At 72.7% G+C, this 24,371-nt stretch carries 21 protein-coding genes and 2 pseudogenes; 8 read left to right on the forward strand and 15 right to left on the reverse strand.

The annotated features are described in order from the left end of the window. The first annotated feature begins 39 nt into the window (after positions 1-39). Positions 40-633: a hypothetical protein gene (locus RM844_RS13315; RefSeq protein WP_311667324.1), complete on the forward strand. Its 594-nt coding sequence runs from the start codon at positions 40-42 to the stop codon at positions 631-633. Between the two features lie 16 nt (positions 634-649). Here RM844_RS13315 and RM844_RS13320 read toward each other — a convergent pair whose 3' ends face one another. After that, positions 650-1,285, reverse strand: a complete 636-nt coding sequence (locus tag RM844_RS13320; RefSeq protein WP_311667325.1) for a hypothetical protein — start codon at positions 1,283-1,285, stop codon at positions 650-652. A 749-nt stretch (positions 1,286-2,034) separates the two neighbouring features. On the opposite strand from RM844_RS13320, the gene RM844_RS13325 reads away from it, so the two are divergent. Continuing rightward, complete coding sequence (locus tag RM844_RS13325; RefSeq protein WP_311667326.1) at positions 2,035-2,487, forward strand: LytR C-terminal domain-containing protein; 453 nt, start codon at positions 2,035-2,037, stop codon at positions 2,485-2,487. 121 nt (positions 2,488-2,608) lie between these two features. Here RM844_RS13325 and RM844_RS13330 read toward each other — a convergent pair whose 3' ends face one another. The 3 genes from RM844_RS13330 to RM844_RS13340 form a co-directional block, all read right to left on the reverse strand. Next, positions 2,609-3,433, reverse strand: a complete 825-nt coding sequence (locus RM844_RS13330) for a carbohydrate ABC transporter permease (RefSeq protein ID WP_311667327.1) — start codon at positions 3,431-3,433, stop codon at positions 2,609-2,611. Next, positions 3,430-4,245 (reverse strand): carbohydrate ABC transporter permease, encoded by an 816-nt coding sequence (locus tag RM844_RS13335; RefSeq protein WP_311667329.1) that lies wholly within the window; start codon positions 4,243-4,245, stop codon positions 3,430-3,432. Before RM844_RS13335 ends, RM844_RS13330 begins: the two co-directional genes overlap by 4 nt. A gap of 103 nt (positions 4,246-4,348) precedes the next feature. Next, entirely contained in the window at positions 4,349-5,647 is a 1,299-nt protein-coding gene (locus RM844_RS13340; protein WP_311667330.1) for an ABC transporter substrate-binding protein, read from the reverse strand. Between the two features lie 178 nt (positions 5,648-5,825). On the opposite strand from RM844_RS13340, the gene RM844_RS13345 reads away from it, so the two are divergent. Further along, positions 5,826-6,446 carry a TetR/AcrR family transcriptional regulator gene (locus RM844_RS13345; RefSeq protein ID WP_311667331.1) on the forward strand — a complete coding sequence of 207 codons (621 nt, stop codon included), beginning with the start codon at positions 5,826-5,828 and terminating at the stop codon, positions 6,444-6,446. 16 nt (positions 6,447-6,462) lie between these two features. Here RM844_RS13345 and RM844_RS13350 read toward each other — a convergent pair whose 3' ends face one another. The 5 genes and pseudogenes from RM844_RS13350 to RM844_RS13370 form a co-directional block, all read right to left on the reverse strand. Further along, positions 6,463-7,236, reverse strand: a complete 774-nt coding sequence (locus tag RM844_RS13350) for an alpha/beta hydrolase (RefSeq protein WP_311667332.1) — start codon at positions 7,234-7,236, stop codon at positions 6,463-6,465. 181 nt (positions 7,237-7,417) lie between these two features. Beyond that, positions 7,418-8,653 (reverse strand): annotated as a pseudogene (serS, locus tag RM844_RS13355) (serine--tRNA ligase); the annotation flags it as partial. Positions 8,654-9,125: 472 nt separating this feature from the next. Continuing rightward, positions 9,126-11,312 (reverse strand): MMPL family transporter, encoded by a 2,187-nt coding sequence (locus tag RM844_RS13360; protein ID WP_311667333.1) that lies wholly within the window; start codon positions 11,310-11,312, stop codon positions 9,126-9,128. A gap of 142 nt (positions 11,313-11,454) precedes the next feature. After that, the gene (locus tag RM844_RS13365) at positions 11,455-12,015 is read right to left on the reverse strand and encodes a TetR/AcrR family transcriptional regulator (protein ID WP_311667334.1); all 561 of its coding nucleotides are present in this window, start codon (positions 12,013-12,015) and stop codon (positions 11,455-11,457) included. 163 nt (positions 12,016-12,178) lie between these two features. Further along, positions 12,179-14,587 (reverse strand): PEP/pyruvate-binding domain-containing protein, encoded by a 2,409-nt coding sequence (locus RM844_RS13370; RefSeq protein WP_311667335.1) that lies wholly within the window; start codon positions 14,585-14,587, stop codon positions 12,179-12,181. An 87-nt stretch (positions 14,588-14,674) separates the two neighbouring features. Here RM844_RS13370 and RM844_RS13375 point away from each other — a divergent pair, with 87 nt between their 5' ends. Beyond that, entirely contained in the window at positions 14,675-15,250 is a 576-nt protein-coding gene (locus RM844_RS13375; protein ID WP_311667336.1) for a TetR/AcrR family transcriptional regulator, read from the forward strand. 210 nt (positions 15,251-15,460) lie between these two features. Next, complete coding sequence (locus RM844_RS13380; protein ID WP_394814504.1) at positions 15,461-15,925, forward strand: DUF3885 domain-containing protein; 465 nt, start codon at positions 15,461-15,463, stop codon at positions 15,923-15,925. 12 nt (positions 15,926-15,937) lie between these two features. Here RM844_RS13380 and RM844_RS13385 read toward each other — a convergent pair whose 3' ends face one another. Next, positions 15,938-16,747, reverse strand: coding sequence for an inositol monophosphatase family protein (locus tag RM844_RS13385; RefSeq protein ID WP_394814505.1), 810 nt, complete (start codon positions 16,745-16,747; stop codon positions 15,938-15,940). A 115-nt stretch (positions 16,748-16,862) separates the two neighbouring features. On the opposite strand from RM844_RS13385, the pseudogene RM844_RS33550 reads away from it, so the two are divergent. Next, positions 16,863-17,070: pseudogene (locus tag RM844_RS33550) on the forward strand (Tn3 family transposase); the annotation flags it as partial. A gap of 37 nt (positions 17,071-17,107) precedes the next feature. On the opposite strand, the gene RM844_RS13395 reads toward RM844_RS33550, so the two are convergent. Next, positions 17,108-17,749: a TetR/AcrR family transcriptional regulator gene (locus tag RM844_RS13395; RefSeq protein ID WP_311667339.1), complete on the reverse strand. Its 642-nt coding sequence runs from the start codon at positions 17,747-17,749 to the stop codon at positions 17,108-17,110. 137 nt (positions 17,750-17,886) lie between these two features. Between RM844_RS13395 and RM844_RS13400 the strand changes: the two genes are divergently transcribed. Together RM844_RS13400 and RM844_RS13405 are read left to right on the forward strand one after the other, a co-directional pair. After that, positions 17,887-18,756 carry an NmrA family NAD(P)-binding protein gene (locus tag RM844_RS13400; protein ID WP_311667341.1) on the forward strand — a complete coding sequence of 290 codons (870 nt, stop codon included), beginning with the start codon at positions 17,887-17,889 and terminating at the stop codon, positions 18,754-18,756. Between the two features lie 324 nt (positions 18,757-19,080). Beyond that, positions 19,081-19,296: a Rossmann-fold NAD(P)-binding domain-containing protein gene (locus RM844_RS13405; RefSeq protein ID WP_311667342.1), complete on the forward strand. Its 216-nt coding sequence runs from the start codon at positions 19,081-19,083 to the stop codon at positions 19,294-19,296. A 322-nt stretch (positions 19,297-19,618) separates the two neighbouring features. Here RM844_RS13405 and RM844_RS13410 read toward each other — a convergent pair whose 3' ends face one another. The 4 genes from RM844_RS13410 to RM844_RS13425 form a co-directional block, all read right to left on the reverse strand. Continuing rightward, the gene (locus tag RM844_RS13410) at positions 19,619-20,365 is read right to left on the reverse strand and encodes a phosphotransferase family protein (RefSeq protein ID WP_311667343.1); all 747 of its coding nucleotides are present in this window, start codon (positions 20,363-20,365) and stop codon (positions 19,619-19,621) included. A gap of 111 nt (positions 20,366-20,476) precedes the next feature. Then, positions 20,477-21,325 carry a DeoR/GlpR family DNA-binding transcription regulator gene (locus RM844_RS13415; RefSeq protein WP_311667344.1) on the reverse strand — a complete coding sequence of 283 codons (849 nt, stop codon included), beginning with the start codon at positions 21,323-21,325 and terminating at the stop codon, positions 20,477-20,479. A gap of 75 nt (positions 21,326-21,400) precedes the next feature. Further along, positions 21,401-22,780: a GntP family permease gene (locus RM844_RS13420; RefSeq protein ID WP_311667345.1), complete on the reverse strand. Its 1,380-nt coding sequence runs from the start codon at positions 22,778-22,780 to the stop codon at positions 21,401-21,403. Between the two features lie 110 nt (positions 22,781-22,890). Then, the gene (locus RM844_RS13425; protein ID WP_311667346.1) at positions 22,891-24,273 is read right to left on the reverse strand and encodes a homoserine dehydrogenase; all 1,383 of its coding nucleotides are present in this window, start codon (positions 24,271-24,273) and stop codon (positions 22,891-22,893) included. Between the last annotated feature and the right edge of the window lie 98 nt (positions 24,274-24,371).

A 24,371-nucleotide genomic window follows, 5' to 3' on the forward strand; every position in this document is an offset into this window, starting at 1 on the left:
CTCGCCGCCGGCCGGAGACCGTGGGCCAGAATGCCGGGCATGGACGTTCCTCAGTTGCTGGAAGCCGCGTCTCTGCTGGTGCCGGAGGAGATCGCCACGGAGAACGACATCACGGTGAGCGACGTCTGGGAGTACCTCATCCACGACGAGTGGGAAGTCGCCCTGAGCCTGCTGGAGGAGCTGGGTGACGACCACCCGCTGCCGCACGGCTTCTGGGACGCGCTGGCCGGCGCGGCCGAGGCGATGCGGCTGGAGCGGAGCGCCGCCTGGTGCCACTGGCGCGGCTACGAGACCCGTCACGGGGTGATCCGCGCCGACCTCACCCTCCCGCCGCCCGCCGAAGCGCGACGGCGCACCCCCATCGCGGGAGCCGGCGTGCTGCGACCGATGTGGGACATCGGCAACCGGACCGCGACCGGCGGACCGGTGCTGAACATCGCCCGCCTCTGGGTGGAGGGCGCGCCGTTCCTGGCGCCCGGGGGACAGGCCCCGGTACGCCTCGCGCCCCTGGACCCGTCGGGCTGGCAGCACCTTCGGCCCGGCCAGCTGATCACCATGCACGAGGACCGATCCGTCGCGGGAACGGCGGTCGTTCGGCAGGTCGAGCGCCCTCCGGCCACGCCCGGCCCGTAGGAGCGCCCTTCGGAGGTCAGCCGGTGAGCCGCTTGGCCAGACGCGCCAGGTCGGCCAGCCGGCCGTCGAGGTCGACCGGGTCGCACAGGCCGTCGAACCGCAGGGACAGGACGCCGTCCCGCAACGTCCAGCCCGGCAACCGCAGGTCGAGCGTCGCGGCCCTGACCTCCTCGGTGACCAGCGCCCGGGCCTGCGGCTCGCGGGTGACGATCCGGTAGCGCCGGTCGAACGCGTCGCGCCCGCGTAACAGCTGCCTGGCGAGCGGGTTCCGGACGACCAGCCGGACCCGGGGCGCCCCCTCGGCCGCATGCCTGGGCCGCAGGTGCAGGCCGAGCGAGTGGAGCACGGCGGAGCCGCCCGGACCGGTGGTGTGCGCCTCCCGGCACACCACCCACATGTCCACGTTCCGCGCCCGCCGATGGGCCAGCAACCAGACGTCGCCGCCGCGCGCGCCCTTCCGCACCACCTCCGGCGACTCCGCCGTCTCCTCGACCTCCCGCCAACCGGCCCGATGGGCGCGGGCCCTGCGCGGCGCGAGGGCGCGTCGCTGGGCCTCCCGCTGGCGCCGCATTGTCGCGGGCATCCGGAACATCATGTAGAGGACGGCTCCGAGGAACAGCAGCACCGCCGGGATGAACAAGAACCAGGACATGCCTCCTCTCTACCCGACCGGCCGCCGTGAACGACAGGCCCCGGGGCGGACGGGCCGGGCCCCGACTCCGATACACATCTCGCGGAAGGCACGAGCGAGCGCCGTGACGTGCGACCTCAGGGGTATCTACGTCGCTGACCTGCAAGTGCGTTCTTTTTTGGGGGCGTGCGTGCGCTCTCATGCGGCCGAGAGCCCCAGAGACCGTCAGGTCCTGTAGCCGCCGTTCCCTCATCCGCGTCGCGGGAACGTAGCTTCTCGGCGGTGGCCGAGTAGCCGCCGTGTGCCGCGAGGTGGGGCCACCTTCTGCGCATCCGCGCGGCCGTGGTCCGTGGAGCCAGGTCGTCCCGTCTGGCGAGGTACTCGATGGGTGACGCGGGGCGGTCGGCGGGGCCGGTGTGGAGCCCCTGATCGTGTTGCCCCACTGACAGGGCATCATCTTCACACGGCGTGCTGAGATTCGGTGGCCGCCTCGTTCACCGTTCGACCAGAGGACGCCCGTGGCCCACGTATCGACGCCTGTCAGTCTCCGCCGCTGTCCGTGGTTCGCGAGCGTGCTGTACCTGGCCGCCGGGTGTCTGCTGCTGCTCCTGCCGCTTCTGCCGGGTTCGGCCACCCGGCCTCCGCAGGGCGGGCTGCCGGGGACCCTCGTGTCCGCCGAAGTGGCCACTCGGTCCCCGGGCTCAGCGGCCCGGCAAACTCTGTTGCCCGGCACCCACATATCGGCGGGGTACCACGGTGTCGCCGACGGGATGCCCTGGGACACCCAGGGCCAGCGCCCGCGTGGCTCCGCCGTTCTCGGGCCACGCGCGGCTCCCCGCCGCCCGCAGCCGCGTCGGGACGGTGACGCCGTCGAACAGCGTGTCCAGGCGAGCGTCGAGGCCTCCGACGTGGCGCCTGGCGAGGTCCGGGTGCACCTTCGCAACGGCACCGGCGACCCCGAACTCGCCCTCCGGGCCGCGACCGCGCTCCGGGCCCTCGGGTTCGACGTGGTCTCCAGCGACGACGCCCCGGGGCCGGCGTCCGCTACGGTCATCGGCGCTCCCGTCGCTCGCGCCGGACAGGCCCGTGCCCTGGCCGCACGGGTCCCCAACGCGGTCATCCACCTCGCTCCGGGGACGACCGACGCGCTCACCCTGACCCTCGGCCCGGACTACACGGGGGTGCGCGCGCCCCTTCCCGGTGTCCCGAGACAGCGCGGCTGACCGAGAGCGTCGGTGTCCCCGATGGCGGCCGTTTCCCTCATGGGGAGCGTAGCCCCGGGCGGCGGCCGGGTGACCGGATGCCCCGCTCTCGTCGTGCGGTCCACCGCGTGGGCGTGGGGGCTCACCCCTTGACGGCGCCGGCGAGGAGCGCGCGGACGAAGTACCGCTGGAGGATGAGGAACACGACCACGGTAGGGGTCATGATCAGCAGCGCACCGGCGCACAGGAGCACGATGTCGGTGCCGTGTTCCCCCTGGAACGCGCCGAGCGCTCCGGCCATGGTGCGCTTGGCCGGGTCGTCGACGAGCACGACGGCCAGGAGGAACTGGTTCCAGGCGTTGATGAACTGCAGCAGGCCGAGGGTGGTCAGCGCGGGGACCGCCAGCGGCAGGTGTACGTACCGGAAGAGTCGCCAGCCGTTGGCGCCGTCGATGCGTGCGGCGTCGGTGAGGTCCGGGGGCACGCTCGCGAAGTGGCCGCGCATCCAGAAGACACCGAACGGGACGAACAGCCCGATCAGGGGGAGCACGATGGCGAGGCGGGTGTTGAGCAGGCCCAGTGACTGCATCTGCTCGTAGAGCGGGATCACGGTGGACTCGAACGGAATGGCCATGCCCAGCAGGATCAGCGCGTACAGGGCCGCCCCGCCGGGCACCCTGAGGTGGCCCAGACCGAAGCCGGCCATGGTGCACAGCAGCAGCGAGGCCGGCACGACGCCGAGGACGATCAGCGTGCTGGACCTGAGGAGCACCTCGACGTTGGCCTGGTCCCAGGCGAGGGAGAAGTTGCCCCAGTGTGGGTCCTCGGGCCAGGTCAGGCCGGCGGGCTGGGAGCCGGGGGCGTGCAGCGCGGTGACGAACATCGAGACGAGCGGAACGACGGTCAGGACCATCATCATCAGCAACATCAGGGTGCTGGTGGTTCGTCGGGTTCGGCTGGTGATCATCGCGACTTCCGGTTGAGTAGCTGAATGGGCAGCGCGACGACGATCACCAGCAGGAGGAGCACCACGGCCAGGGCGGAGGCGAGGCCGACGTTGTTCTCGGTGAACGCGAGCCGAACGATCTGGACTCCGGGCACCATGGTGGAGTAGCCGGGTCCGCCCTGGGTGGCGACGTAGACGATGTCGAAGCTGGCCAGGGCGGCGATGGTGGTCACGGTGAGCGCCACGGTGATCTCGTGGCGCAGGTTGGGCAGGGTGACGGCGAAGAACTCCCTGACCGGCCCGGCCCCGTCGAGCTGGGCGGCCTCGTACAGGGTCGGTTCGATCCGCGCGATCCCGGACAGCATCAGCACGGTGCAGAAGCCGGTGGCGACCCAGCAGCCGATGAGACCGATGGCGGGCAGCGCGGTGCCGAAGTCGCCCAGCCACCCCCGGCTCAGCTGGTCGAGGCCCACCCAGCCGAGGGCTTGGTTGACCAGGCCGTCCTGGGCGTAGAGCCAGCGCCAGGCGATCGCGGCGCCGACCAGGGGGATGATCTGGGGCAGGAACAGCACCGTGCGGGACACGGTGCTGAACGGGCCCTCCTGCAGGCCGCGCAGCAGCGCTCCGATCAACAGGCCCAGGGCGACGGGGATGAAGCTGAAGAAGATCACCAACTGGAAGGAGTGCAGGACCGACCCGTACAGCTGGGGGTCGTCGAACACGGTGAGGTAGTTGCGGATCCCGACCCAGGTGGCGGTGCCGATGCCGTTCCAGTCGTAGAAGGAGTAGCGCACCGTCTGCGTCAGCGGGTAGAGCACGAACCCGGCGTACATGACCAGAGCCGGAAGTACCCACAGCAACCCGGCCCACCGTGTGCCGCGGCGTTCGCGGGAGACCCGCCGCGGGAGAACGCGGTGGGGTGCGGCCGGGGTTGGGCTAGTCGCGGAGGTCGGACTCATACTCGGCCTGGAGATTGGCGATGTACTCCGCGGGCGTGATCTGGCCGCTGACGAGGAGCTGGGTCTGGGGGTTGAGGGTCGCACTGAGCATTCCCGGGGTCGCGTTGGGTAGGAAGTCGATCAGGGTGTCCTGCTCGCTGGCGACGGCGAAGGCCTCCAGCGTCTGCGACAACACGCTGCCGGGGGCGGCTTCGGGGGTCGGTAGGTCGGTGCTGCCCCCGGGTGCGAGCCCGGCCTGGTCGACCTGGATCTGGCGTCCCTCCTCGGAGGTGTTGGCCCAGTTCAAGAACGCGGCCGCCTCGTTCGGGTGCTCAGCCGCCTCGGGGATCACCAGACCGTTGGGCGCCGACATCGCATAGCGTGGATCACCGGCGGTCTCGGGCGGGAACAGCACGAACCCCACCTTGCCGGCCAGGTTCTGGTCCATCGCGCCGGCCAGCCAGCCCCCTTGGTACAGGAACAGGGCCTCGCCCTCGAACCAGTTCCCCAGGGCCTGCTCGTCGTCGAGGGAGAGCGGGTCCTCGGGGTAGTAGCCCGCCTCGACCCACTCTCGCACGGTGCTGGCGGCCGCGACGGTCTCCGGGGTCTGGATGCTCGCCCGCGGGGCGTTGCCGACCCAGGCGGAGACCTCCTCGGCGGCGCCGTAGGCGTGCATCAGCGCCTGCAGCACGAAGGCGTTGTTGCCCGAGGCCATCATCGGAGTCTTTCCGGCCGCGGCGGCGTCGTCCATCGCCGCGACCAGTTCCTCGATCGTCTCCGGCGGCGTCTCCATGCCGATCTGTCGAGCCAGGTCGATGTTGTAGTAGAGGCCGGTGAGTTGGAAGCCGATCCCGACGCCGTACAACGCCCCCTGGCCGCGGTGGCGGCCGTCGTCGGAGACGCGCAGCTGCTCGAGTTGACTCTCGGGCCACTGGTCCCAGCCGTAGGCGTCGGCGTACTCGTCGAGGTTCAGCAGCAGTTGATCCTTGACCGCGTCACCAGGGGCGGGCAGCCGCAGCAGGTCCGGGGGGTTCTCCGCGGCCAGGTACCGGGGGGCGTTCTGCTGGAGCGTGGCGAAGTCCTCGGTGGTCAGCTGGATTGTGACCGAGGGCTCGGCTTCCTCGAATCCGGCGGCCAGGGCGCTCCACAGCGCCTCTTGGTCGGTGTTGACCCGCATGGTGAGGGTCACCGGGTCCGGGCCGATCGTGGTGCTGACGTCGCTGGGGGTGGTGTCCCGATCGGTCTCGGAGCCGGGATTCCCGCAGCTCGCCACCGCCACCACGCCGGCGACCAGCACACCGGCCCTCCGCCAGGACCGACATCGTCGAGAGGATCGAACGCGCATCGCTTGCACCCTTCACCGAAGAGTTACCTACTGAGCACTCAGTAGAAACGCCCCGAGCCTACTGACTGCTCAGTTGGCTGTCTAGAATGCTCTCCGGACGGATTGGTTTCGGCAGCCCAGGAGGCCCCACATGCCCACCCGACTTGAGCCGGGACTCAAGAGCCCGACCGCCAAAGGCGCCGCCCGACGCGCGATGCTCGTCGAAGCCGCCGCGACCTTCGTCGCCCGCAACGGAGCCCGGGGCACCAGCCTGGCCCAGATCGCCGAGGCCGCCGGGGTCTCCCAGGCCGGGCTGATCTACCACTTCCACACCAAGGAAGAGCTGCTGCACGCGGCCCTTGACCTCCGCGACGAGGCCGAGGCGTACCTGGCCTGGCCGGAGGAGGAGAACCCCGGGCTGGCGGCGTTGGACATCATCGCCACCGCGATCGGGAACTGGTCAGAGGAGCCGAGCCACGTCGGAATGCACAGCGTGCTCGTCGCCGAGAACGCCGCCCAGCGGGACTCCCCGATGCACGCCCGCCTGACCGCCCGGTACGAGGCGGGCGTCTCCCAGCTCGCCGCCGCACTCGAACAGGCCCAACAGGCCGGCGAGGTGCGCCGGGACCTGGATCCGCGGCACAAGGCGATGGAGGTGCTGGCGTTCGTCAACGGGCTGGAGACCGCCTGGCTGATGAACCCCGAGATGCCGGCCAAGGAGATCGCGCGACAGTGGCTCGCCGACCAGAAGGCGGCCCTGCGACCTGGGTGATCCGACGGCCGGCGGGTCACGCGCGGGGTTCGGGCAGCCACTCCAGGATGGTCCGCAGGTGGTGGTCCCAGTAGGACCACTCGTGGGCGCCCTCGTCGAAGACCGAGGTGACATCGACCCCCGCCTCCCGAGCGGTCCCGCAGAACAGCACGTTCTCCTCGTACAGCGGGTCCTGGACGCCGCAGCAGAGGAAGAGGTCCGGCGGCGCGACCGCCCGGGAGGGCGCCTGCCGGACCAGCCACATCAGGTCGTCCTCGGTCCCGACCGCCGACCGGCGGTCGAAGATCTTGTCCCACAGCCGGCTCTCCAGCGGGCCGGTGGCATCAGGCGCGGTGCGCTGGGCAACCCCCATGGCCCCGGACATGCTGGCCGCCGCCGCGAACAGCTCGGGATGGCGCAGCGCCCACTTGAACGCTCCATAGCCACCCATCGACAACCCCGCGACGAAGGTGTCCGAGCGCCGCTCCGAGAGTCGGAACAGCCGGCGCGCGGTGGCCAACACCTCCTCGGTCAGATAGGTCCAGTAGTCGCCGCCGTGCGCCTCGTCGGTGTAGTAGCTGCGGTGCACCTGAGGCATCACGACCGCCAGGTCCCGCTCCCGGGCATAGCGCTCCAGCGAGGTCATCCGCGTCCACATCGAGTCGTCGTCGCTGAGCCCGTGCAACAGGAACAGCGTCGGATAGCCGTCCACCGGGACCGGGGAATCCGGCAGCAGCACCGTCATCGACGTGCCGAGCTCCAGCACTTCGGAACGAAAGGAGCAGAGCAACTTGGTCATGGTGAGCGCCATCGCGTGTCCTCAATCTCGAAACCGACTGACTACACGGTAAGTTATGTGTCAAGATGGCGAGAGCCCGACTCGGCGGCTGCTGTCGCACGGGAGCGCGTGGCTCGGTCGCCGTCGGCGACAGCCTTCGGCCGCACCCCGGGACGCCGGCTGACGCGACGGCCTCGGGGAACCAGGGGCGCAGCGCCTCCGGCACGGCGACCGTCCCGTCCGGCCGCTGGTGTTGTTCGAGGAGGGCCGGCAGCAGGCGGCTGGTGGCCAGGCCCGAGCCGTTCAGCGTGTGCACGAAGCCGGACCTGCCCCGGCGGGGCCGGTAGCGGATGTTGCCGCGTCGCGCCTGGTAGTCGCGGGCGTTGGAGACCGAGCTGACCTCCACGTAGCCGCCGATGCTGGGCAGCCAGACCTCGACGTCGAAGGTGCGCGCCATGGCGGCGCTGGTGTCCCCGGCGGCGAGGTGGGTGACCCGGTAGGTCAACCCCAGCTCGGCGACGAGGCGTTCCGCCTTGGCCAGCAGCTCCCGGTGGGCCTCCTCCGACCGCTCCGGATGGGCGAACTGGAACATCTCCACCTTGTCGAACTGGTGCCCGCGCAGGGTGCCGCGCTCGGCGGCGCGGTAGCCGCCGATCTCCTTGCGGTAGCAGGGGGAGTACGCGAAGTACCGCAGGGGCAGTTCGGCCTCCGGAAGCGTCTCGTCCCGGTGCAGGTTCACCAGGGCGGTCTCCGAGGTGGGCAGCAGGAACCGCGCCGGCCCGGCGTCCCCCTGCTCGACGGTGAAGACCTCGTCCGCGAACTTGGGGAACTGGCCCGCCGTGTACCCCGCCTCCTGGGTCAGGATGTGCGGCGGCAGCACGAACTGGTAGCCGTCGCGGAGGTGGGCGGCGACGAAGTAGTTGAGCAGGGCCCATTCGAGCCGAGCGCCGTTGCCGCCGTACACCCAGAAGCCGCTGCCGCCGAGCTTGGCGCCCCGCCGGTAGTCGACGAGGTCGAGGGCGCGGGCCAGCTCCACGTGGTCCCGCGCCGGGGACGGCAGGGCCGGTGGGGTGCCGACCACCCGCAGCACCTCGTTGTGCTCCTTTCCGCCGGCGGGCACGTCCGCGTCCGGGAGGTTGGGCAGCGGGTCGAGGAACGCCTGGCAGGCGCGCTCCAGCTCCGTCAGCCGCGCCTCGTGCTCGGCCAGGCGCACCCCCAACGCCTTTGCCTGGGCGTGCAGTTCGTCCGTGTTCTCGGCCTGCCGCCGGGCGGTGGCGACGCGTTCGGAGACGCGTTTGCGTTCGGCCCGCAGGCGTTCGGTCTCGGTCCTGGTGCCGCGCCGCTCGCCGTCGAGGGCCAGGAAGGCCGAGAGGTCGACGTGCACGCCTCGCTTGGCCAGGCCCTCGCGCACGCGGTCGGGGTCCTCCCGGATCACGCTGACGTCCAGCATCGTTGCCGCGCTCCCTCTCACTCGTCCGTCAGTTCGCTCCCTGGGGAGCGCGGGCGAGCGGGGTACTCGCGGTGCCACCGCGCTTCACCGCCGCACGGGGCGGCGGCCTCGTTGGGCCCGGTGACGGGGGCTGGCCGGCGGGGCATGGGGCGTGGGGCACGCCGTTCCTCCCCGCACTCGGGAGGGGATTCGCCTCGGGCGCGAGGCTGTCTTCTCAGCTGCCGACAGCTCTCTGGACTCGCGTGATCCCGTGGTTACTCGGCTCCGTCATCGCGTTGCGGGCAGCGTAGACGAGCCCCCGCCGGCCGGCAACGACATAGGCGCCGGCCCCACCCTGGCGAGCGGCCCCCGCACGGGGAGTTGACGTTTCCACCGGGCAGAGCGGTGGGCGCGACGGGTGTGCCGAACCACCGGGTGGTCGGCCCCGGGCAACGACGGGGCCGACCACCCGGCGGACGCGCCGGGGCGGTGACTAGGCCGACCGCGCGGGCTCGCTCGGTTCGCTCGGTCGGGCGGCGAGTTCGCGCTGGAGCTGCTCGCCCTCGATGTCGAGGTTGGGCAGCGCCCGGTCCAGGAAGCGGGGGAGCCGCCAGGCGGTGCGGCCGAGGAGGGCCATCGTGGCGGGGACGAGGGTCATTCGGACGATGAACGCGTCGATCAGGACGCCGACCGCGAGGGCGAACCCGATGGACTTGATGATGGGGTCGTCCGCGAGGGCGAAGCCGGCGAAGACCGCGATCATGATGACGGCGGCGGCGCTGACGACGCGGCCGTTGTGGCCCAGGCCGTTGACAGTGGCCTGGCGCGGGGTGTGGCCGTGGACGTAGTCCTCGCGCATCCGGGAGACGAGGAAGACCTCGTAGTCCATGGCCAGGCCGAAGAGGATGCCGATGAGCAGGATCGGCAGGAAGCTCACCAGCGGGCCCGTGGTGTCCAGGCCGATCAGCCCGGCGAGGTGGCCCTGTTGGAAGACGGCGACGGTGAGGCCGAACGTGGCGCCCACGGTCAGCAGGAAGCCGACGGCGGCCTTCAGCGGGACCAGGACGGAACGGAAGACCAGCATCAGCAGGAGCACGGACAGGCCGACGACCAGCAGGAGGTAGACGGGCAGCGCGTCGGCGAGCTTCTCGGAGACGTCGATCCCCACGGCGGTGGTGCCGGTCAGGGCGATGTCGACGCCCTCGATGTCGGCGACCTGGTCGCGGATGGCGTGGACGGTGTCCTCGGTGGCGGCGTCGGTGGGGCCGGTGGCCGGGGTGATGTTGAGCAGCGCGGTGGTGCCGGTCTCGTTCGGCTGCGGCGGCGTGACCGTGAGGACGCCGTCGGTCGCGTCGATGACGCCGGCCGCCCGCTCGGCGGCCTGGCCGGTCGCCTCGGGGGTGTCGCCGGTGACGACGGCGACCAGGCGGGCGTTGAAGCCCGGGCCGAAACCCTCGGTGGTCAGGTCGAACGCCTGCCGCTCGGGGCTGTCCTCGGCGGCGGTGGAGGCGTCCGGCAGGGCCAGCCGCATGTCCTGCATGGGCAGGGCCAGCAGCCCGAGGCCCGCCACGCCGACCAGGAGGACGGGGATCCGCAGTCGGGTGACGAGGCGGCCCCAGGCGAAGCCGGCGCCCTGCTCGGGGCGTCGCTGCTCGGTGCCGGTGCTGGCGTTCGCCTTGCCGCGCTGGGCGCGGGGCAGCACCCGGTCGCCGGTGAAGCCGAGCATGGCGGGCAGCAGGGTGAGCGCGACCAGCACGGCCACGGCGACGGTCGCGGCGGCCGCCAGGCCCATCACCGTCAGGAACGGGATGCCCACGACGGACAGGCCGCACAGGGCGATGACCACCGTGGCGCCGGCGAAGACGACGGCGGACCCGGCGGTGCCGGTGGCGCGGCCGGCCGCGTCCTCGGGGGCCACCCCGTCGGTGAGGAACTGGCGGTAGCGGGAGGCGATGAACAGCGAGTAGTCGATGCCGACGGCCAGGCCCAGCATCAGCGCCAGGATGGGGGCGGTCGAGCTGAGTTCGACGGACCCGCTGAGCGCGAACAGCCCGGCCATCCCGACGCCGACGCCGATCAGCGCGTTGAGCAGCGTCATCCCGGCCGCCACGAGTGAACCGAAGGTGATGACCAGCACCACGGCGGCGACCAGCACGCCGATGACCTCGGTCGCACCGGTGTGGACCCCCGCGTGGGCGGTGACGATCTCGCCGCCGTGCTCCACCCGCAGGCCCTCCGCGTCGGCGCCGACCTGCTCGAAGGCGTCGGTCTGGGCCTGGGTGATGTCGGCGGCGGGGCTGTCGAACTGCGTCTGGATCAGGGCGTAGCGGCCGTCCTCGGAGACCGCGCCGGTGGCGAAGGGGTCCATCGCGGCGACGACGCCGGGGATGTCGGCCGCCTCCTGGAGCAGGGGCGCGAGGTCCGCCGGGGCGAGTATGTGGCCCTCGGGGGCGGCGACCACGACGGTTCCGGAGGCGCCGGACGCCTGGGGGAAGTCCCGCTCCAGCGCGTCCATCGCCTGCTGGGACTCGGTGCCCGGCATGGTGAAGTCGTCCGTCATCGTTCCGCTGAAGGCGCCGGCGGCGCCGCCGAGCAGGCCCAGGAGGAGTAGCCAGGCCGCGAGCACCCGCCCGCGGCGGCGGAACGCCGCGCGGCCGAGCCGGTAGAGCAGGGTAGCCATGGTGGGTGGTTCTTCCTTCGGCAGGTCGTTCGGGTCGTTCGGGTCGTTCGAGTTGTTCGGGTCGTTCTGGTCGGTTGGGTCGGCAGGTCGGTTTGGTTGTCGAGTCGGAGGCGTCGGGTGTGCGGCGCGGGCTCGTGGCGGATCAGTGGCCGAGGGCGCGGAGGGCGGCGTCGATCAGGCCCTGTCGCAGGTCCGTGTCGGAGACGTCGTCGCCCAGGGCGGCGTCGGCCGACGCGCCTGCGGTCAGGGCGATTCCGGTCAGCACCATCCACGCTGCCACCCGGGCCCGGGGATCGCGCGATCTGCCGGTCAGACAGTCCAGCGTCCGCTCGGTGGTGTCGGGGACCAGGTTGAGCTCCGGTCGGTGGGGCAGCCGGGGCAGGTCCTCGAACAGCAGGCGGATCTCCAGCCGGTACTCCACCGCGCTGTCCACCAGGGCGGACACGGTCGCCCTGACCAGAGCCTCGCCCGCCAGCGGCGCGACCTCGTCCAGGAGGCCGGCCAACCGCCGCGTCACGGGGGTCAGCAGCTCGATGAGCAGCGCGTCCTTGTTCTTGAAGTGGTAGAGCAGCGACGCCTTGGAGCAGCCCACGTCGGAGGCGATGTCCTGTAGCGATGTCGCCTCGTAGCCACGTTCGGAGAACAGGCGGCGGGCGGAGTCCAGGATGTTGCCGCGCAGGGCGGCGGAGGAGCGAGGAGACACGCCCCCCACCGTAACTGACCGATCGGACAGATTTGACCGATCGGTCAGTGACGAGGTTCACGTGGCGCACCGCTCAACCCGGGTGCCACGTTTCGCGTCGCCCGGCCGCCGGCGCGCATGGCGCCTGACGAGGGGCGACGTCCGGCCTCCTGCCTCCGCCCCGCTAGCCGGCGGTGTCCGGCGCGTGCACGGTGACCGTGCCGGCGGCGCCGTCGACGGTGACCAGGGCTCCGGTGCGCAGCCGCTCGGTGGCGCCGGGCACGCAGATCACCGCCGGGATGCCGTACTCCCGCGCCACGGTCGGGCCGTGCGCCATCACCGCCCCGGTCTCGGTGACCAGCCCGCCCGCCGTGAGGAACAGCGGCGTCCACCCCGGGTCGCTGGTCGCGGTGACCAGGATCTCGCCCGGCTCCAGGCGCGCGTCGGCCGGATCGTGGACCACCCGGGCCCGGCCGCTGACCCGCCCGGCCGAGGCGCCCATACCGGTGAGCGTGCGGGCGTCCGCCGGCGGCGCCGGGAGCAGCGTCTCCACGTCGGTCCCGTCCGAGAGCAGGGCGACCGGCACCGCCCGGCGGCGCGACTCCCGCGCGTACCCGGCCCGCCGGCGGGCCACCGTCGCCGCCGGGTCCGTGTCGCCCTCGACCACCGTGCGCAGCTCGGGCAGCGTCAGGAAGAAGACGTCGTCGGCGCGCGCCAGCCGTCCCGCCGCCCGGAGTTCGGCGCCGATGAGCAGCAGCCGCCGGCGGCGGTCGCGCAGCGGGTAGAGCCCGGCGAACTTCCCCGCCTCGCGCAGCCCGGCCAACTCCCGGGCCCGGCGCAGCAGCAGGCCGGCGAACCGGCCGCGCACCGGCCGCCGGCGGCGGGCCCGCCGCGCCAGCTCGTCGAGCTTCGCCTCCGCCTCCGCCGCGGCCCGCGCGAACCGCCGGTCCGGCGCCTGCTCCGGGTCCGCCACCCGCAGGTAGTTGGCGAGCATCGCGAAGACCGGGGCCGGCTCCTCCGACCAGCGGGGCACGCCGACATCGACCTCGGCCGCCGAGCGGTGGCCGTAGGTGTCGAGGAACCCGGCGAGGCCGAACTCGGGCAACCGGCCCGCGAGCTGGGCGGCGGCCAGGTCCTCCGGCGGGGTGTGCAGCAGCAGTTCGCGGTGCGGCGCCGCCCGCTCGGCCACCCGCCACAGCGCCAGGCCCATCTCGATCGTGACGTTGTGCGGCACGCCGCCGAGCACGGTCCGGATCTCCTCCTCGTCGGCGACGCCCCGCAGCAGCGGGGGCAGCACGGCGGACGCCAGGAGCCCGGAGACGACCGGCCAGGTGAGCGCGGCGAGCCGGGGGTCGGGCCGGCCGGTCTCCTCGACCAGCGGCAGCAGTTCGGCGGCGGTCGTCGGATCGGCGACCGGCGCCCGGTGCAGCGCCTCGATGGTGCCGAACACCCGGGCCCGGGCGGCCGCCGGCCGGACCAGCGCGCGCAGGACGCCGGCCACGGCCCTCGGCGTGGTCCCCCAGGCGGCCGGGTCGCGCCGGCGGCTGCGGCGCTCCGGGGCGAACCGCGGGTCGGTGAGCAGGTGCGCGACGACGGCCTGGGCGCGCGGCCCGAAGTCGACCGCCATCAGCCGCACCAGCCGCTTGCGCGTCGCGGGATCGCGCAGCGCGTCGGTCAGGTCGCCGTAGAGCCGGCCCCCGATGTCGACGATGTCCACCCGCAGGCCGAACGCGGCGAGCACGCCGGCCAGCAACTCCCGCAGCGTCGACATGCCCATCGGGGTGGCCGGTCGCAGCATGCCCTGGACGTGCCCGAACTCGACGTAGAGCCGGGTGCCGGGGCGTTCGCTCGGCGGCGGCGCCGGGAAGAGCGTGGTGATCGGCCGCGCCTGGAGCAGCCACAGCGTGCCGGCCCGGTCGTAGGCCCACTCGATGTCCTGCGGTCCGTCCAGCGCCTCTTGTAGCCGCTCGCCGGTCGCGCGCAACTCCGCCAGTTGGGCGGGGGTCAGGCAGCCCCGTTCCTCGGGGGCCGAGTCGTCGGTCAGCACGTAGTGGTCGACCGGGCCGGCGCCGTCGACCACGGCGGTGCCGGGCCCGGGAGCGGCGTCGATGATGTACTCACCGCGGCGCCCGGTCAGCGGGTTGGCGGTGAACAGGACGCCGGCGACCTCGGCGTCGACCATCCGCTGGACGACGACCGCCATCCGCGCCTCCCCGTCCCCGATGAGCGCGGCGGCCCGGTAGGCGCGGGCGCGCTCCCCGTGCAGCGAGTCCCAGCAGCCCCGGATCGCCGTGCCCAGCTCCGCCGCTCCTTCGACGTTCAGGAAGGTGTCCTGCTGGCCGGCGAAGCTGGCCGCCGGCAGGTCCTCGACGGTGGCGCTGGAGCGGACCGCCACCGGCCCGCCGCCGAGCCGCCGGTAGGCGGCGCTGAGCTCGCCGCCCGGTATCGCGGCGCGGCGGTGTGCCTCGGTGGTGAGGCAGAACCCGGCCGGTACCCGTTCGCCCAGCCGGATCAGCGCGGCGAGCCCGGCGGCCTTGCCGCCCACCAACTCCCGCTGCCGTGGGTCGATCGCGGTCAGGTCGAGCACGTCCATGGGGCACCCCCGGTTTCCATACGAGTGCAATGCAATACGGGTGCAATGTAACCCGGAGTCATGGCGGCCGCAAGGTAAAGTGACCCGGTGCCCCGCAGAGTCGATCACCGAGAGCGCCGGGAGCTGCTCGCCGACGCGCTGATGCGACTGGCCGCCGCGCGCGGGCTGGAGGGCGTCAGCCTGCGGCAGGTCGCCGCCGAGGCCGGGGTCTCGACCGGGATGGTGCAGCACTACTTCCGCACCAAGGACGAGATGATGACCTTCGCCCTCGCCATGGTCATGGACCGGGTCCGCGAACGGTCCGGAGCCGAGCTGACGTCGACCGCGCCGCGCGAGCTGGTGCGCGGCCTGCTGTGCCAGGTCCTCCCGCTGGACGAGACCCGCCGGCTGGAGAACCACGTGGTGCTGGCCTTCCTGGCCTACGCGGCGGTGAAGCCGTCGATCGCCGCAGGACTGCGCGAAGCCGCCGCCCAGACCAGGACCTTCCTCGCCGAGCAACTGCGGGCCGCCGGCCCGCCGGCCGGCGTGGACCCCGACCGCGCCGCCGCCGGACTGCTCGCCCTGGTCGACGGGCTGGGCCTGCAACTCCTTTCCTCGCAGTACACCGAGGAGGCGGCCCTCGCCGCGCTCGACGCCCAACTCACCCTGCTCTTCGGCGCGTAGCCGCCGGACGCGGCCGGCGGCCAGGCCGTTTCGCCCGGGCGCGCGGACGCCGGCCATGATGGCGGTCGACACGGTCCAGGCACGAGACGGGGGGCGAGTACTGCCGTGACGGGAGACTCACAGCCGGCCCTGACGGAGCTGTGGCAGCGGCGCTGGCCCCACTGCCCGCCGGTGGGCCACCTGCTCCGTGACCCGTATCAGAACGTGTGGGTGCGCTTTCACAGCCTGCCGGGGTCGAAGCGGTACCCGCAGGACGAGAGCGAGTACGCCATCCTCCTGGAGCGCCACAACACGGTCCTGGACGAGCTGTTCGCCGGCACGGACGTGTACGTGATCACGCCCCGCTGGTCGAGCGAGGCCGAGCCGCCACCGGCCCAACTCACCCCCGACTACTGGCGGACGCTTCTGGTGGCGGACGACCCGGACCCGGAGTTCCGCACCTACTGCCACCTCTTCGCCGCCCGCCGGCCCTGGCGACGCGGCTGCGTCGACCCGCTGCTCCGGGACATCGCCGACGACAAGGTCGCCGGAGTCCTCATCACCGACACCGCGCTACGGCGCGTCCACCACCCCTACGACGGCGGCGCCGACGTCTTCCTCCCCACGCCCGACGAGCGGGACCGGACACGGGCCCGGCACACCGACTGGCTCTCCCGCCACCCGTCGGGCCTCTGACCGGCAGCTCCGCTATGCGCCGCGGCGCAGCATCGACAGCAGCAGCCCGTGGGTCCCGGCGTCGGCGGCGGCCACCAGCCCGCGCCCCGCTTCCCCCAGCGGGGCGCCGTCGATCCCGGTGACCACGCAGCCGGCCGCCCGGCACAGCGCGATCCCGGCCGCGAAGTGCACGCTCCCGGAGAGGTCGCCGCCGTCGGTGACATACGCGGCGCGCCTGCCGGCGGCGACCCAGGCCAGCGCCAGCGTCGTGGACACCACCCGCGGCCGGAAACGCTCGACGAAGTCGGGATGCGCCAGCAGCTCGACGGCCCGCAACCCGGGGGCACTTGGGAACGGCGGGTCCAGGTTGACGTCCACCAACCGGGAGGTGGACGTGGGCACCAGCGGCCCGTCGGCGGCGCCGTCCCGCCGCACCCGGGCGATCCGCCCGTCGGTGAAGAAGACCTCGCCGCCGAACGGGTCGGCTACCGCCGCCGCCCCGCCGCGCAGCGCCACGTTGACCGCCACCAGCATGCTGCCGACGGCGTAGTTGAGCGTGCCGCACAGGGGGTCCACCAGCCACTGGCGCCGCGCGCCGGCCGCCCCCCGCTGCCCGCCTTCCTCCCCGAGCACCGCGTCATGCGGCCGGGCGGCCCGGATGACGTCGACGATCGCCTTCTCGGCCGCCACGTCGGCGGCGGTGGCGAAGTCCCCGTCCCCCTTGTCGACGCGCTCCAGCCGCCGGCCGTACCGGGAGCGGACCACGTCCGCGCCGGCCCGCGCCCCGGCTATCGCGACCTCGGCGTCGTCAGCGGGTAGATGGGGATCGATCACGGCGGGCAGCCTAACGACTTCCCGGTCGTGGCGGCGTGTCACTCCCTCTCCTCGACGACATCGACCAGGACCTGATCGCGCTCCGACACTCTGCACTACCCACTCGGCTTTGCCCTGATGTGCACTGCTCTGGACCACGAAGTACATCGACGCCGCCGTCGCACAGCTCCGCGCCTCAGGTGACGAGATCCGTGACGAGGATGCCGCCCGCCTGTCCCTGCTCAGACATCCCAACCTGAACCTGACCGGCCGCCACGGCTCACCCCCCTACCCCGGCCGCCGGTGTCCCACGCCCGCCGCGCGACCCGGACTCGCCGGAGCCGGACGAGGACGGAAGAGATCAGCAGCGGGTTCCGTCCGGCCAGGCGGTCAACGAGGGGGAAGATACGAGCCGGTGGGAGCCTCCCCTGTCTCCCGGGAGCTGCTGCCGGGCAGGGTGGCCAGTCCGTCCAGCAGCAGTCCCACCACCCGGTCGGTCTGGGCACGGGATGCGGGGGTGTCGGGCAAGTCCCACACCCCGCACAGGGCCAGCAGCACGTCGCCGCCCCTGACGTCGGGACGGGCGTGCCCGGCGGCCGCCGCGCCGGCGATCAGCAGGTCCAGGGCCTGGACGGTGACCTGGTAGGTCTCCTCCAGCAGTTCCTCACCCGTGAGGGCGGCGGTGCGGAAGGCGTCTCCCAGGCCCGGGCGGGTGCTGCCGTACCGGCCAAGGCGGTGCAGCCAGCGTTGCAGGGCCTGTTCGGCGGGGAGGGTGGCCGCCAGTTCCCCGGCCTCGTCTGCGAGCGAGGTCATCTCCTGGTGGTGGACGGCCAGGATCAGGGCCTCTCGGGTGGGGAAGTGCCGGTAGAGGGTGGCGATGCTCACCCCGGCCCGGCGGGCGACCGCTTCCAGGGACAGCTGCGAGCCCTTCTGCGGCAGCAGGGCGATGGCGGCCGCCAGGAGCTGGTCGCGGTTGCGTCGGGCGTCGGCCCGCAGGGGCTTGACCGCGGCCCTGGCCGTGGTGCGTTCCATGTGTCCTCCCTCGAACCAGATGACTGCGCCAGGTGCACACCCGGGCCGTAAGCGTAGGGCCCTTCGTTTAATGTACCGTCGAGTGAAACGGAGGGGCCTACGTTTAAGGCTCCGGTGCTCACCGAAGGGAACCTGACATGACCACCATCGCCGTGACCGGTGCGACCGGACGCCTGGGCGGACGCATCATCGAGCAGCTACTCGACGCCGGAGTGGCCGCCGCCGACATCGCCCCCCTGGTTCGCACCCACGACAAGGGCGCCCCGTGGCGCGAGCGCGGCATGGACGTGCGCGTGGGCAGCTACGACGACCCCATCGCCTTGACAGCGGCGCTGGCCGGGGTCGACAAGGTCGTTCTGGTGCCCCCGCCCTCGCTGGACAACGCCGTGCGCGTTCACCAGCAGCACCAGGCGGTGCGAGCCCTGCACGCCCTGGGGGTCTCCCATCTGGTGTATGTGAGCCTGGCCGACCCCGAGCGGCGGCCCTTCGACCTGGAGGACGTGGACCTGGCCACCGAGCACATCATTCGGGCGGTGGGGCTGCCCTTCACGTTCATGCGCAACAGCGTCTACATGGACGAGCTGGGGCCGGAGCTCAGGGTGGCCGCCAAGACCGGTGCGCTGGTTTCGGCGACCGGCAACCGGCCGCTGAACTGGGTGTGCCTGGACGACCTGGCCACGGCCACCGCCACGGTGCTCGCCGGGCGGGGACATCAGGGGCTGACCTACCAGCTGACCAACACCGAGCTGTTCACCTACGACGACCTGGCCGACCTGCTCGCCGAGGCGACCGGCCGCACCATCAACCACCGCCCGGCCTCGCCCCAGCAGGCAGTGCAGGCCCTGGCCGAAGGGGGCATGGACGCCCACCACGCGGAGATGATGGTCGGTTCCTTCCACGCGGCCATCGCCAAGGACACCTTCGACACCACCTCAGCCGACGTGCGGAAGCTGACCGGCCGCGCCCCGGCCGTGTCGGTCGAGCGGGTGCGCCGACTCCTCGGCTGAGCACACCCCGATCCGAGGCGGCCCGGCCCTGCTTCGCCGGCGCCCGGGAGGGACCCGACCCTCCGGGTCCGGGCCCCGCCGGCGGGAAGGCATCCCGTTCACCCCCTGCGCTGCGGCCGGTGCCTCCGACGGAACCGGGAGCGGTGCGCGACCAGCCCCAGCACCCGAAGGACTCCCTCATCAGGTGGGACACCCACCTGAACACGACCGACACCGGCAACCGCCCGCGTCGTCGATGCCCGAAGCGTCCCTCGGCTTCGCGCTGGCCGCGGCTTGACTCACGAAGAAATCCACCGAAAGCCGGAAAACCATGCATGTCAGAGCGTGCTCTTCGGCGTCGCCGCCACCGACCTCGCGACGGACGGCTATGACGGACCCGTGATCGATCCGCGTGAAGTACCCCGTCGCTCCTTCGATGGACTGGCCTCGGGATCGATCGAGGTCATCGTGGACGACACGACCGCCATGGTGAAGGAAGCACTCGCCGGGGACCCCGCCCTGTTCTACGCGCAGATCACCGACAGGCTCGGTGTCAGCTGAGCACGGCGACAGGCGCCCGGCGGTCGCCGGATCGCGAACCATCGTGCCCCGGATGACCGCAGCCCTGTCGCACACAATCGTTTGCCGCCAGGCAGGCGACGCCCCCAATGACCCCGGACCTTCTCCCGGCCGTGCACCGCGGGCTCCTCGCCAGCCGCCAACCGCTCGACATCCAGTGCTTTCCTTCCCTTCCCACACAGGGTGGGGCCCGCCGCTGCCAGAGCGCCCCGCGCCCCACGCGGCGCCCGGACGCGGCACCGGCAGCACCGCTCCGGCACGGGCGCCCGTCAGAACCCACGCGCGGCAGTCGGGGCGCGCGGCCTCACATCCGGGACTTCAGCACGTCCACCTCACAGCCCGGCGCGAACGCGTCGAAGCCGTGCTCGACCAGCCAGCGGACCCCGAGCAGGCTGCGCAACGACCACCACGCGCGGATCACGTCGAGGTCCACGTCCGTGCCGTAGCCGGCGAGGACGTCACCCAGGTGTTCCTCGTGTCCGAGCGTGACGGTGGCGAGGTCGAACAGGGCGTCACCCGGGCCCGCTTCGGACCAGTCGATGATGCCCGTGACCTCGTCGCCATCGACGAAGACGTGATTGATCTGCAGGTCGCCGTGTGCGAACACCGGCGTCCACGGGCGGATCGCGGCCTCGGCGACCTGGCGGTTGCGGGAGACCAGGTCGGCGGGCAGGACACCGTTCGTCACCAGCGCCGCGCACTCGCCGTCGAGTTCGGCCGCCAACTCGGCGGGATCCCGTCGGCGCCGGCCGGGCCAGGGCGGCAACGGCGCCTCGTGCAGCCTCCGGATGGCGGCACCCGCCGCGGCCCACGCCGCCGGGGACGCGGTCGACGGCTCACCGAGGCGGCCGAGCGCCGCCCCCGGGAGTGCGGCGATCGCGAGCGCCGGCGGCTTGCGCCACAGGACCTTTGGGGTCGGGACCGGCACCAGGGCCATCGCCTCGACCTCGACGTCGAGGCGCGCCTGATCGGCGTCCACCTTCAGAAACACGTCACCGACGCGCAGAGTGGCGCGCTCGGAATGGGCGACGACGACGTTGACCTCATCCATGGGTGACGAGTATCCCGGGGACGACGGCCGCCGTCGCCGGGTTTGTCGCGTGCGAGCGCGCGGCCGACCCGGCCCGACGCCGCGGAGGCGACGCGGCCGCCCCGCCGGCTGTCAGGCCGGGGTGGTGGCCGGGTGGGCCTCGTCCGTGGGGGGTGTGCCGTCCGGGGGTTCGGCGATGAGGGTGTCGGCCTTCAGGCCGCGCAGGCCCTCGCGGGCCGAGGTCGGCAGGCCGGAGTCGGTGACGATGGCGTCGAACTCGTCGAGGCCGGCGACCCGGTACATGCCGAACGAGCCGTACTTGGCGCTGCCGCCGACCAGCACGGAGCGGGCGGCGCCGGCCATCGCGGCCCGTTTGACCTCGACCTTGGCGGCCGAGGGGGTGGTGACGCCGTGCCGCAGGTCCCAGGAGCTGGTGGAGACGAAGGCGATGTCCAGGGCGAGTTGGGCGAGGGTCGCGGCGGCGAGGCGGCCGACGGCGGAGCGGTTGGCCTGTTCGATGCGGCCGCCGGTGTGGATGACGTGCACCTCGGGGTTGCCCATCAGCGCGTTGGCGGTGATGAAGTCGTTGGTCACCACGGTCATGCCGCGCAGGGCGGCCAGGTGGGGGACCAGCGCCTGGCAGGTGGTGCCGGCGTCGAGGTAGACGGTGGTGTCCTCGTGCAGGAAGGTGGCGGCCAGCTCGGCGATGGCGAGCTTGGCCGGGGTGTCCATGGTGCTCTTGTCGGCGAAGCTGGGCTCCTGGTGAAGCTGGCCCGCGATCCGCACCCCGCCGGGTACGGAGACGGCGCGGCCCTGGCGCTCCAGCGCGGCGATGTCCCGACGGACGGTCATGTGGGAGACGCCCAGCAGCTCGGTGAGCTGGTGGACGCTCAGCACGGCGTGGTCCCGGAGCAGGGCGATCAGCAACTCGCGGCGCTGGTCCGGGATCAGCGGGGCCTCACGGCCGTGCTCGGGCGGCATGGTGCTCCTCGGCGGCGTCGGTAAGGGGGAGGCCGGGGCGGTGTCCGCCGCGGTGTGCGGCGGACACCCGCTCCGTCATATCAGGCCAAGACCGTACAGCAGGTAGACGATGGCGAAGCCGGTCACCCCGGAGAGCGCCGAGGCGACGCCGACCGACCGGATGCCCTGGCCCACGGTGAGGTTGGACAGGGTGGTGGTCACCCAGAAGCCGGAGGAGTTGGCGTGCTTCATGATCTGCGCGCCGGTGCCGCAGGCGAGGTAGATGGCGAGCATCGAGATGCCGAGTCCCTCGGCGAGCGGCTCCATGATGGCGGCCGCGGTCATCACGCCGAGGATGTTGGACCCGGTGATGGTGCAGATCGCGGCGGCGACCAGGAACGGCACGATGATGGGGGAGACGCCCCAGTTGCCGATCATGTCGGCGACGGACTCGGCGACCTCGGTGTCCCGGATGACGGCGGCCAGCGCGCCGCCGACACCGGTCAGCGCGATGGGCAGCGCGGCCAGCCGCAGGCCGGCCTCGAACAGGTCGTTGAGGGTCTCCTTGCTGTTCCACGCGCGGCCGAAGAGCGGCAGGGCGGAGAGGCAGCCGAGGAAGAGCGCGATGGTGGGCTCGCCGACGAAGGCGATGACCCCGCCGACGGCGTTGTCCAGCTCGGCCATGTCGATCACGTAGGAGCTGACGACGATCAGGACGATCGGCAGCAGCACCGGCACCAGCGACATCCACAGCGGGGGCAGTCGCTTCGCCTCGACCTCGCCGTCCCCGCCGGTGCCGGCACCGGCACCGGTGCCACCGCCGGCCGGCTGCTGCAGGTGGGCGACGAACTCGGGCTTGGGGTCGACATGGGTCTTGATGGTCAGCAGGTACAGGGTCGCGACGAAGATGCCGGGCAGCGCGACCAGCGTGCCCCACAGCATGGCCTCGCCGAAGTCGACGCCGAGCAGCCCGGAGGCGGCCAGCGGCCCGGGGCCCGGCGGCACCAGGGAGGTCATCACGTAGGCGCCGATGTAGAGGATCGGACCCAGCTTCATCATGGAGATCTTGGTGCGGTAGGCCAGCGCGGAGACCACCGGGATCAGCATCACCACGGCCGTGTCGGCGATCAGCGGGATGCCCAGCACGACGGAGGCGACGGCCACCGCCCAGGGCGCCCGCTTGCCGGGGAAGACGGTCAGCGCGGACACCGTGATGCGTTCGGCGGCGCCGCTGAGTTCGAGCATCTTGCCGAGCACGCACCCGAAGATGACCAGCAGTCCGACCTTGGCGAGGGTGCTGCCGAAGCCCTCCGAGACCAGCTCGACGGTCTTCGTCCCGCCCATGCCGAGGACCAGGCCGAGCGTCACCACCACGAGGAAGAGCGTGGCGACCGGATGGACCTTGAACCTGGCGATCAGCAGCACCAGGGCCGCGATCGCCACCGCGAACGCGCCCAGCGTGTAGATGTCTGACATGACGTACCTCTTGCGGGTCGGGACCGCGACTGCGCGGTTCCACTGGGAAGGGGGAGGAGCGGGAGGGGCGGCCGGGCCGCCCGGTGGTCACCCGGGTCGGGTGGCCGGGGTCAGCCGCGGGGGACGGCCAGGCCGGCCTGCCAGGCGGCCAGCAGCGCGGGGTCGGCGCCTTCGAGGTCGTCGAGGGTCAGCAGCGTCCCGGCCGGCACGTGCCGGGCCAGTCGGGTGCCGGCGGCCAGGTAGAAGGGGGCGACGTCGGCCGGTACCGCGTCGGTGTCGCAGAGCGCCGGTGCCACGCCGGCGACCTGGTGGTGGTGGCCGTAGAGGGTCAGCTCGGTGCCGGCGGCCAGGTCGGTCTCGGCGCGGCCGGCCAGCACCGCGTGCTGGCGCGGCGGCCGGGGTGAGGCGCCGACACCGTGCCGGACGGCGTCCACCAGGGTGCCCGGGGTCTCCAGGCCCATGGCGTGGTAGGGCAGGTAGAGGCAGCCGTAGCGGCCGTCCCGGCTGACCACATGGCCCTTGGCGCGCAGCAGCTCCCAGGTGGCCGGGTCGTGGGTGCGCACCACGGCGAAGACGCCGCCGGCGAAGCTGGCCTCGTCGGGCAGGCGCAGCACGCTGAAGACGTCCAGCACCCGGTCGCGGGTGCGGATGCCGCCGTGCTCGCGGTGGGCGTAGACGTCGGCCAGCTCGGCGACCCGGGCCACGGGGTAGTGCAGCTCGGGGCGGTCGGCGGTGAAGCCGGTGGCGGAGGCGACGACGGCCATCTCGCAGTGGTCGGCGGCGGCCGAGCGGGTCAGTCCGCTGACGGCGGCGGCCCGGGCGGCGAGGGTGGCGCGCGGGTCCTCGCCCAGTCGCAGCAGCCCGGCCAGTTCCGGCGCCGGCAGGGTGGTGTCGAGCTGGGTGACGGTGCCCTGCTCCGGGTCGTAGACCAGGTCGTACTCGCTGGACTTGCCGAGCGCCACGATCTCCAGGCCGAGTGCGGCCAGCCGCTCGTACCAGCGGATCAGGTTGGCCGGCTGGTCGCCCTCGGCCGGGGTGTAGACCACGCCGTGCTCGGTGGCGAGCCGGGCCAGCTCGACGCCGGCGACGGAGTCGACCTCCTTGCTGACCATGGCGACGTGCCGGCCGTCCAGCAGCGCCTGGCGGGCGGCGCGGTAGCCGGCGGCCGGGTTGCCGGTGGCCTCGACGAGGATGTCGTACTCCGCGCCGGCCAGCAGGTCGAGGTCGGCGACGACGGCGATCCGGCCGGCCTGGACGGTGGCCCGCACCGTCTCGGGGTCGGCCGCGGTGACCAGCTGGTCCGCGGGGTAGCCGAGGTCGGCGGCGAGCGCGTGCACCCCCTCGACGTCCCGGTCGCACAGGACGGTGGGGCGGACGGCCCGCGCGCCGCGGGCGGGGGCCAGCAGCGTGCGCGCGAAGCCCCCGCACGCGCCGGTGAGGGCGTACGTGACCGTGTGGCCCTGCGGGGTCCCGCCGCTGGTGAGGGAGGTCATGGGGTGCCTTTCGATCAACTCGGGAAGCGGACTATCTCGCCTCCCGGACCAGGAACGTAACGTCGATTAACATGTGCGTCAACTGTAGTAACATAAAT

The organism is Streptomyces chisholmiae, assembly GCF_031845445.1.
Lineage (GTDB): Bacteria > Actinomycetota > Actinomycetes > Streptomycetales > Streptomycetaceae > Streptomyces > Streptomyces chisholmiae.

What these genes read in the sequence shown, in the direction of transcription:
- RM844_RS13315 (WP_311667324.1), top strand. Translation starts at nt 40, where the DNA reads ATGGACGTTCCTCAGTTGCTGGAAGCCGCGTCTCTGCTGGTGCCGGAG.
- RM844_RS13320 (WP_311667325.1), bottom strand. Translation starts at nt 1,285, where the DNA reads ATGTCCTGGTTCTTGTTCATCCCGGCGGTGCTGCTGTTCCTCGGAGCC.
- RM844_RS13325 (WP_311667326.1), top strand. Translation starts at nt 2,035, where the DNA reads ATGCCCTGGGACACCCAGGGCCAGCGCCCGCGTGGCTCCGCCGTTCTC.
- RM844_RS13330 (WP_311667327.1), bottom strand. Translation starts at nt 3,433, where the DNA reads ATGATCACCAGCCGAACCCGACGAACCACCAGCACCCTGATGTTGCTG.
- RM844_RS13335 (WP_311667329.1), bottom strand. Translation starts at nt 4,245, where the DNA reads ATGTACGCCGGGTTCGTGCTCTACCCGCTGACGCAGACGGTGCGCTAC.
- RM844_RS13345 (WP_311667331.1), top strand. Translation starts at nt 5,826, where the DNA reads ATGCCCACCCGACTTGAGCCGGGACTCAAGAGCCCGACCGCCAAAGGC.
- RM844_RS13350 (WP_311667332.1), bottom strand. Translation starts at nt 7,236, where the DNA reads ATGGCGCTCACCATGACCAAGTTGCTCTGCTCCTTTCGTTCCGAAGTG.
- RM844_RS13360 (WP_311667333.1), bottom strand. Translation starts at nt 11,312, where the DNA reads ATGGCTACCCTGCTCTACCGGCTCGGCCGCGCGGCGTTCCGCCGCCGC.
- RM844_RS13370 (WP_311667335.1), bottom strand. Translation starts at nt 14,587, where the DNA reads ATGGACGTGCTCGACCTGACCGCGATCGACCCACGGCAGCGGGAGTTG.
- RM844_RS13395 (WP_311667339.1), bottom strand. Translation starts at nt 17,749, where the DNA reads ATGGAACGCACCACGGCCAGGGCCGCGGTCAAGCCCCTGCGGGCCGAC.
- RM844_RS13400 (WP_311667341.1), top strand. Translation starts at nt 17,887, where the DNA reads ATGACCACCATCGCCGTGACCGGTGCGACCGGACGCCTGGGCGGACGC.
- RM844_RS13410 (WP_311667343.1), bottom strand. Translation starts at nt 20,365, where the DNA reads ATGGATGAGGTCAACGTCGTCGTCGCCCATTCCGAGCGCGCCACTCTG.
- RM844_RS13415 (WP_311667344.1), bottom strand. Translation starts at nt 21,325, where the DNA reads ATGCCGCCCGAGCACGGCCGTGAGGCCCCGCTGATCCCGGACCAGCGC.
- RM844_RS13420 (WP_311667345.1), bottom strand. Translation starts at nt 22,780, where the DNA reads ATGTCAGACATCTACACGCTGGGCGCGTTCGCGGTGGCGATCGCGGCC.
- RM844_RS13425 (WP_311667346.1), bottom strand. Translation starts at nt 24,273, where the DNA reads ATGACCTCCCTCACCAGCGGCGGGACCCCGCAGGGCCACACGGTCACG.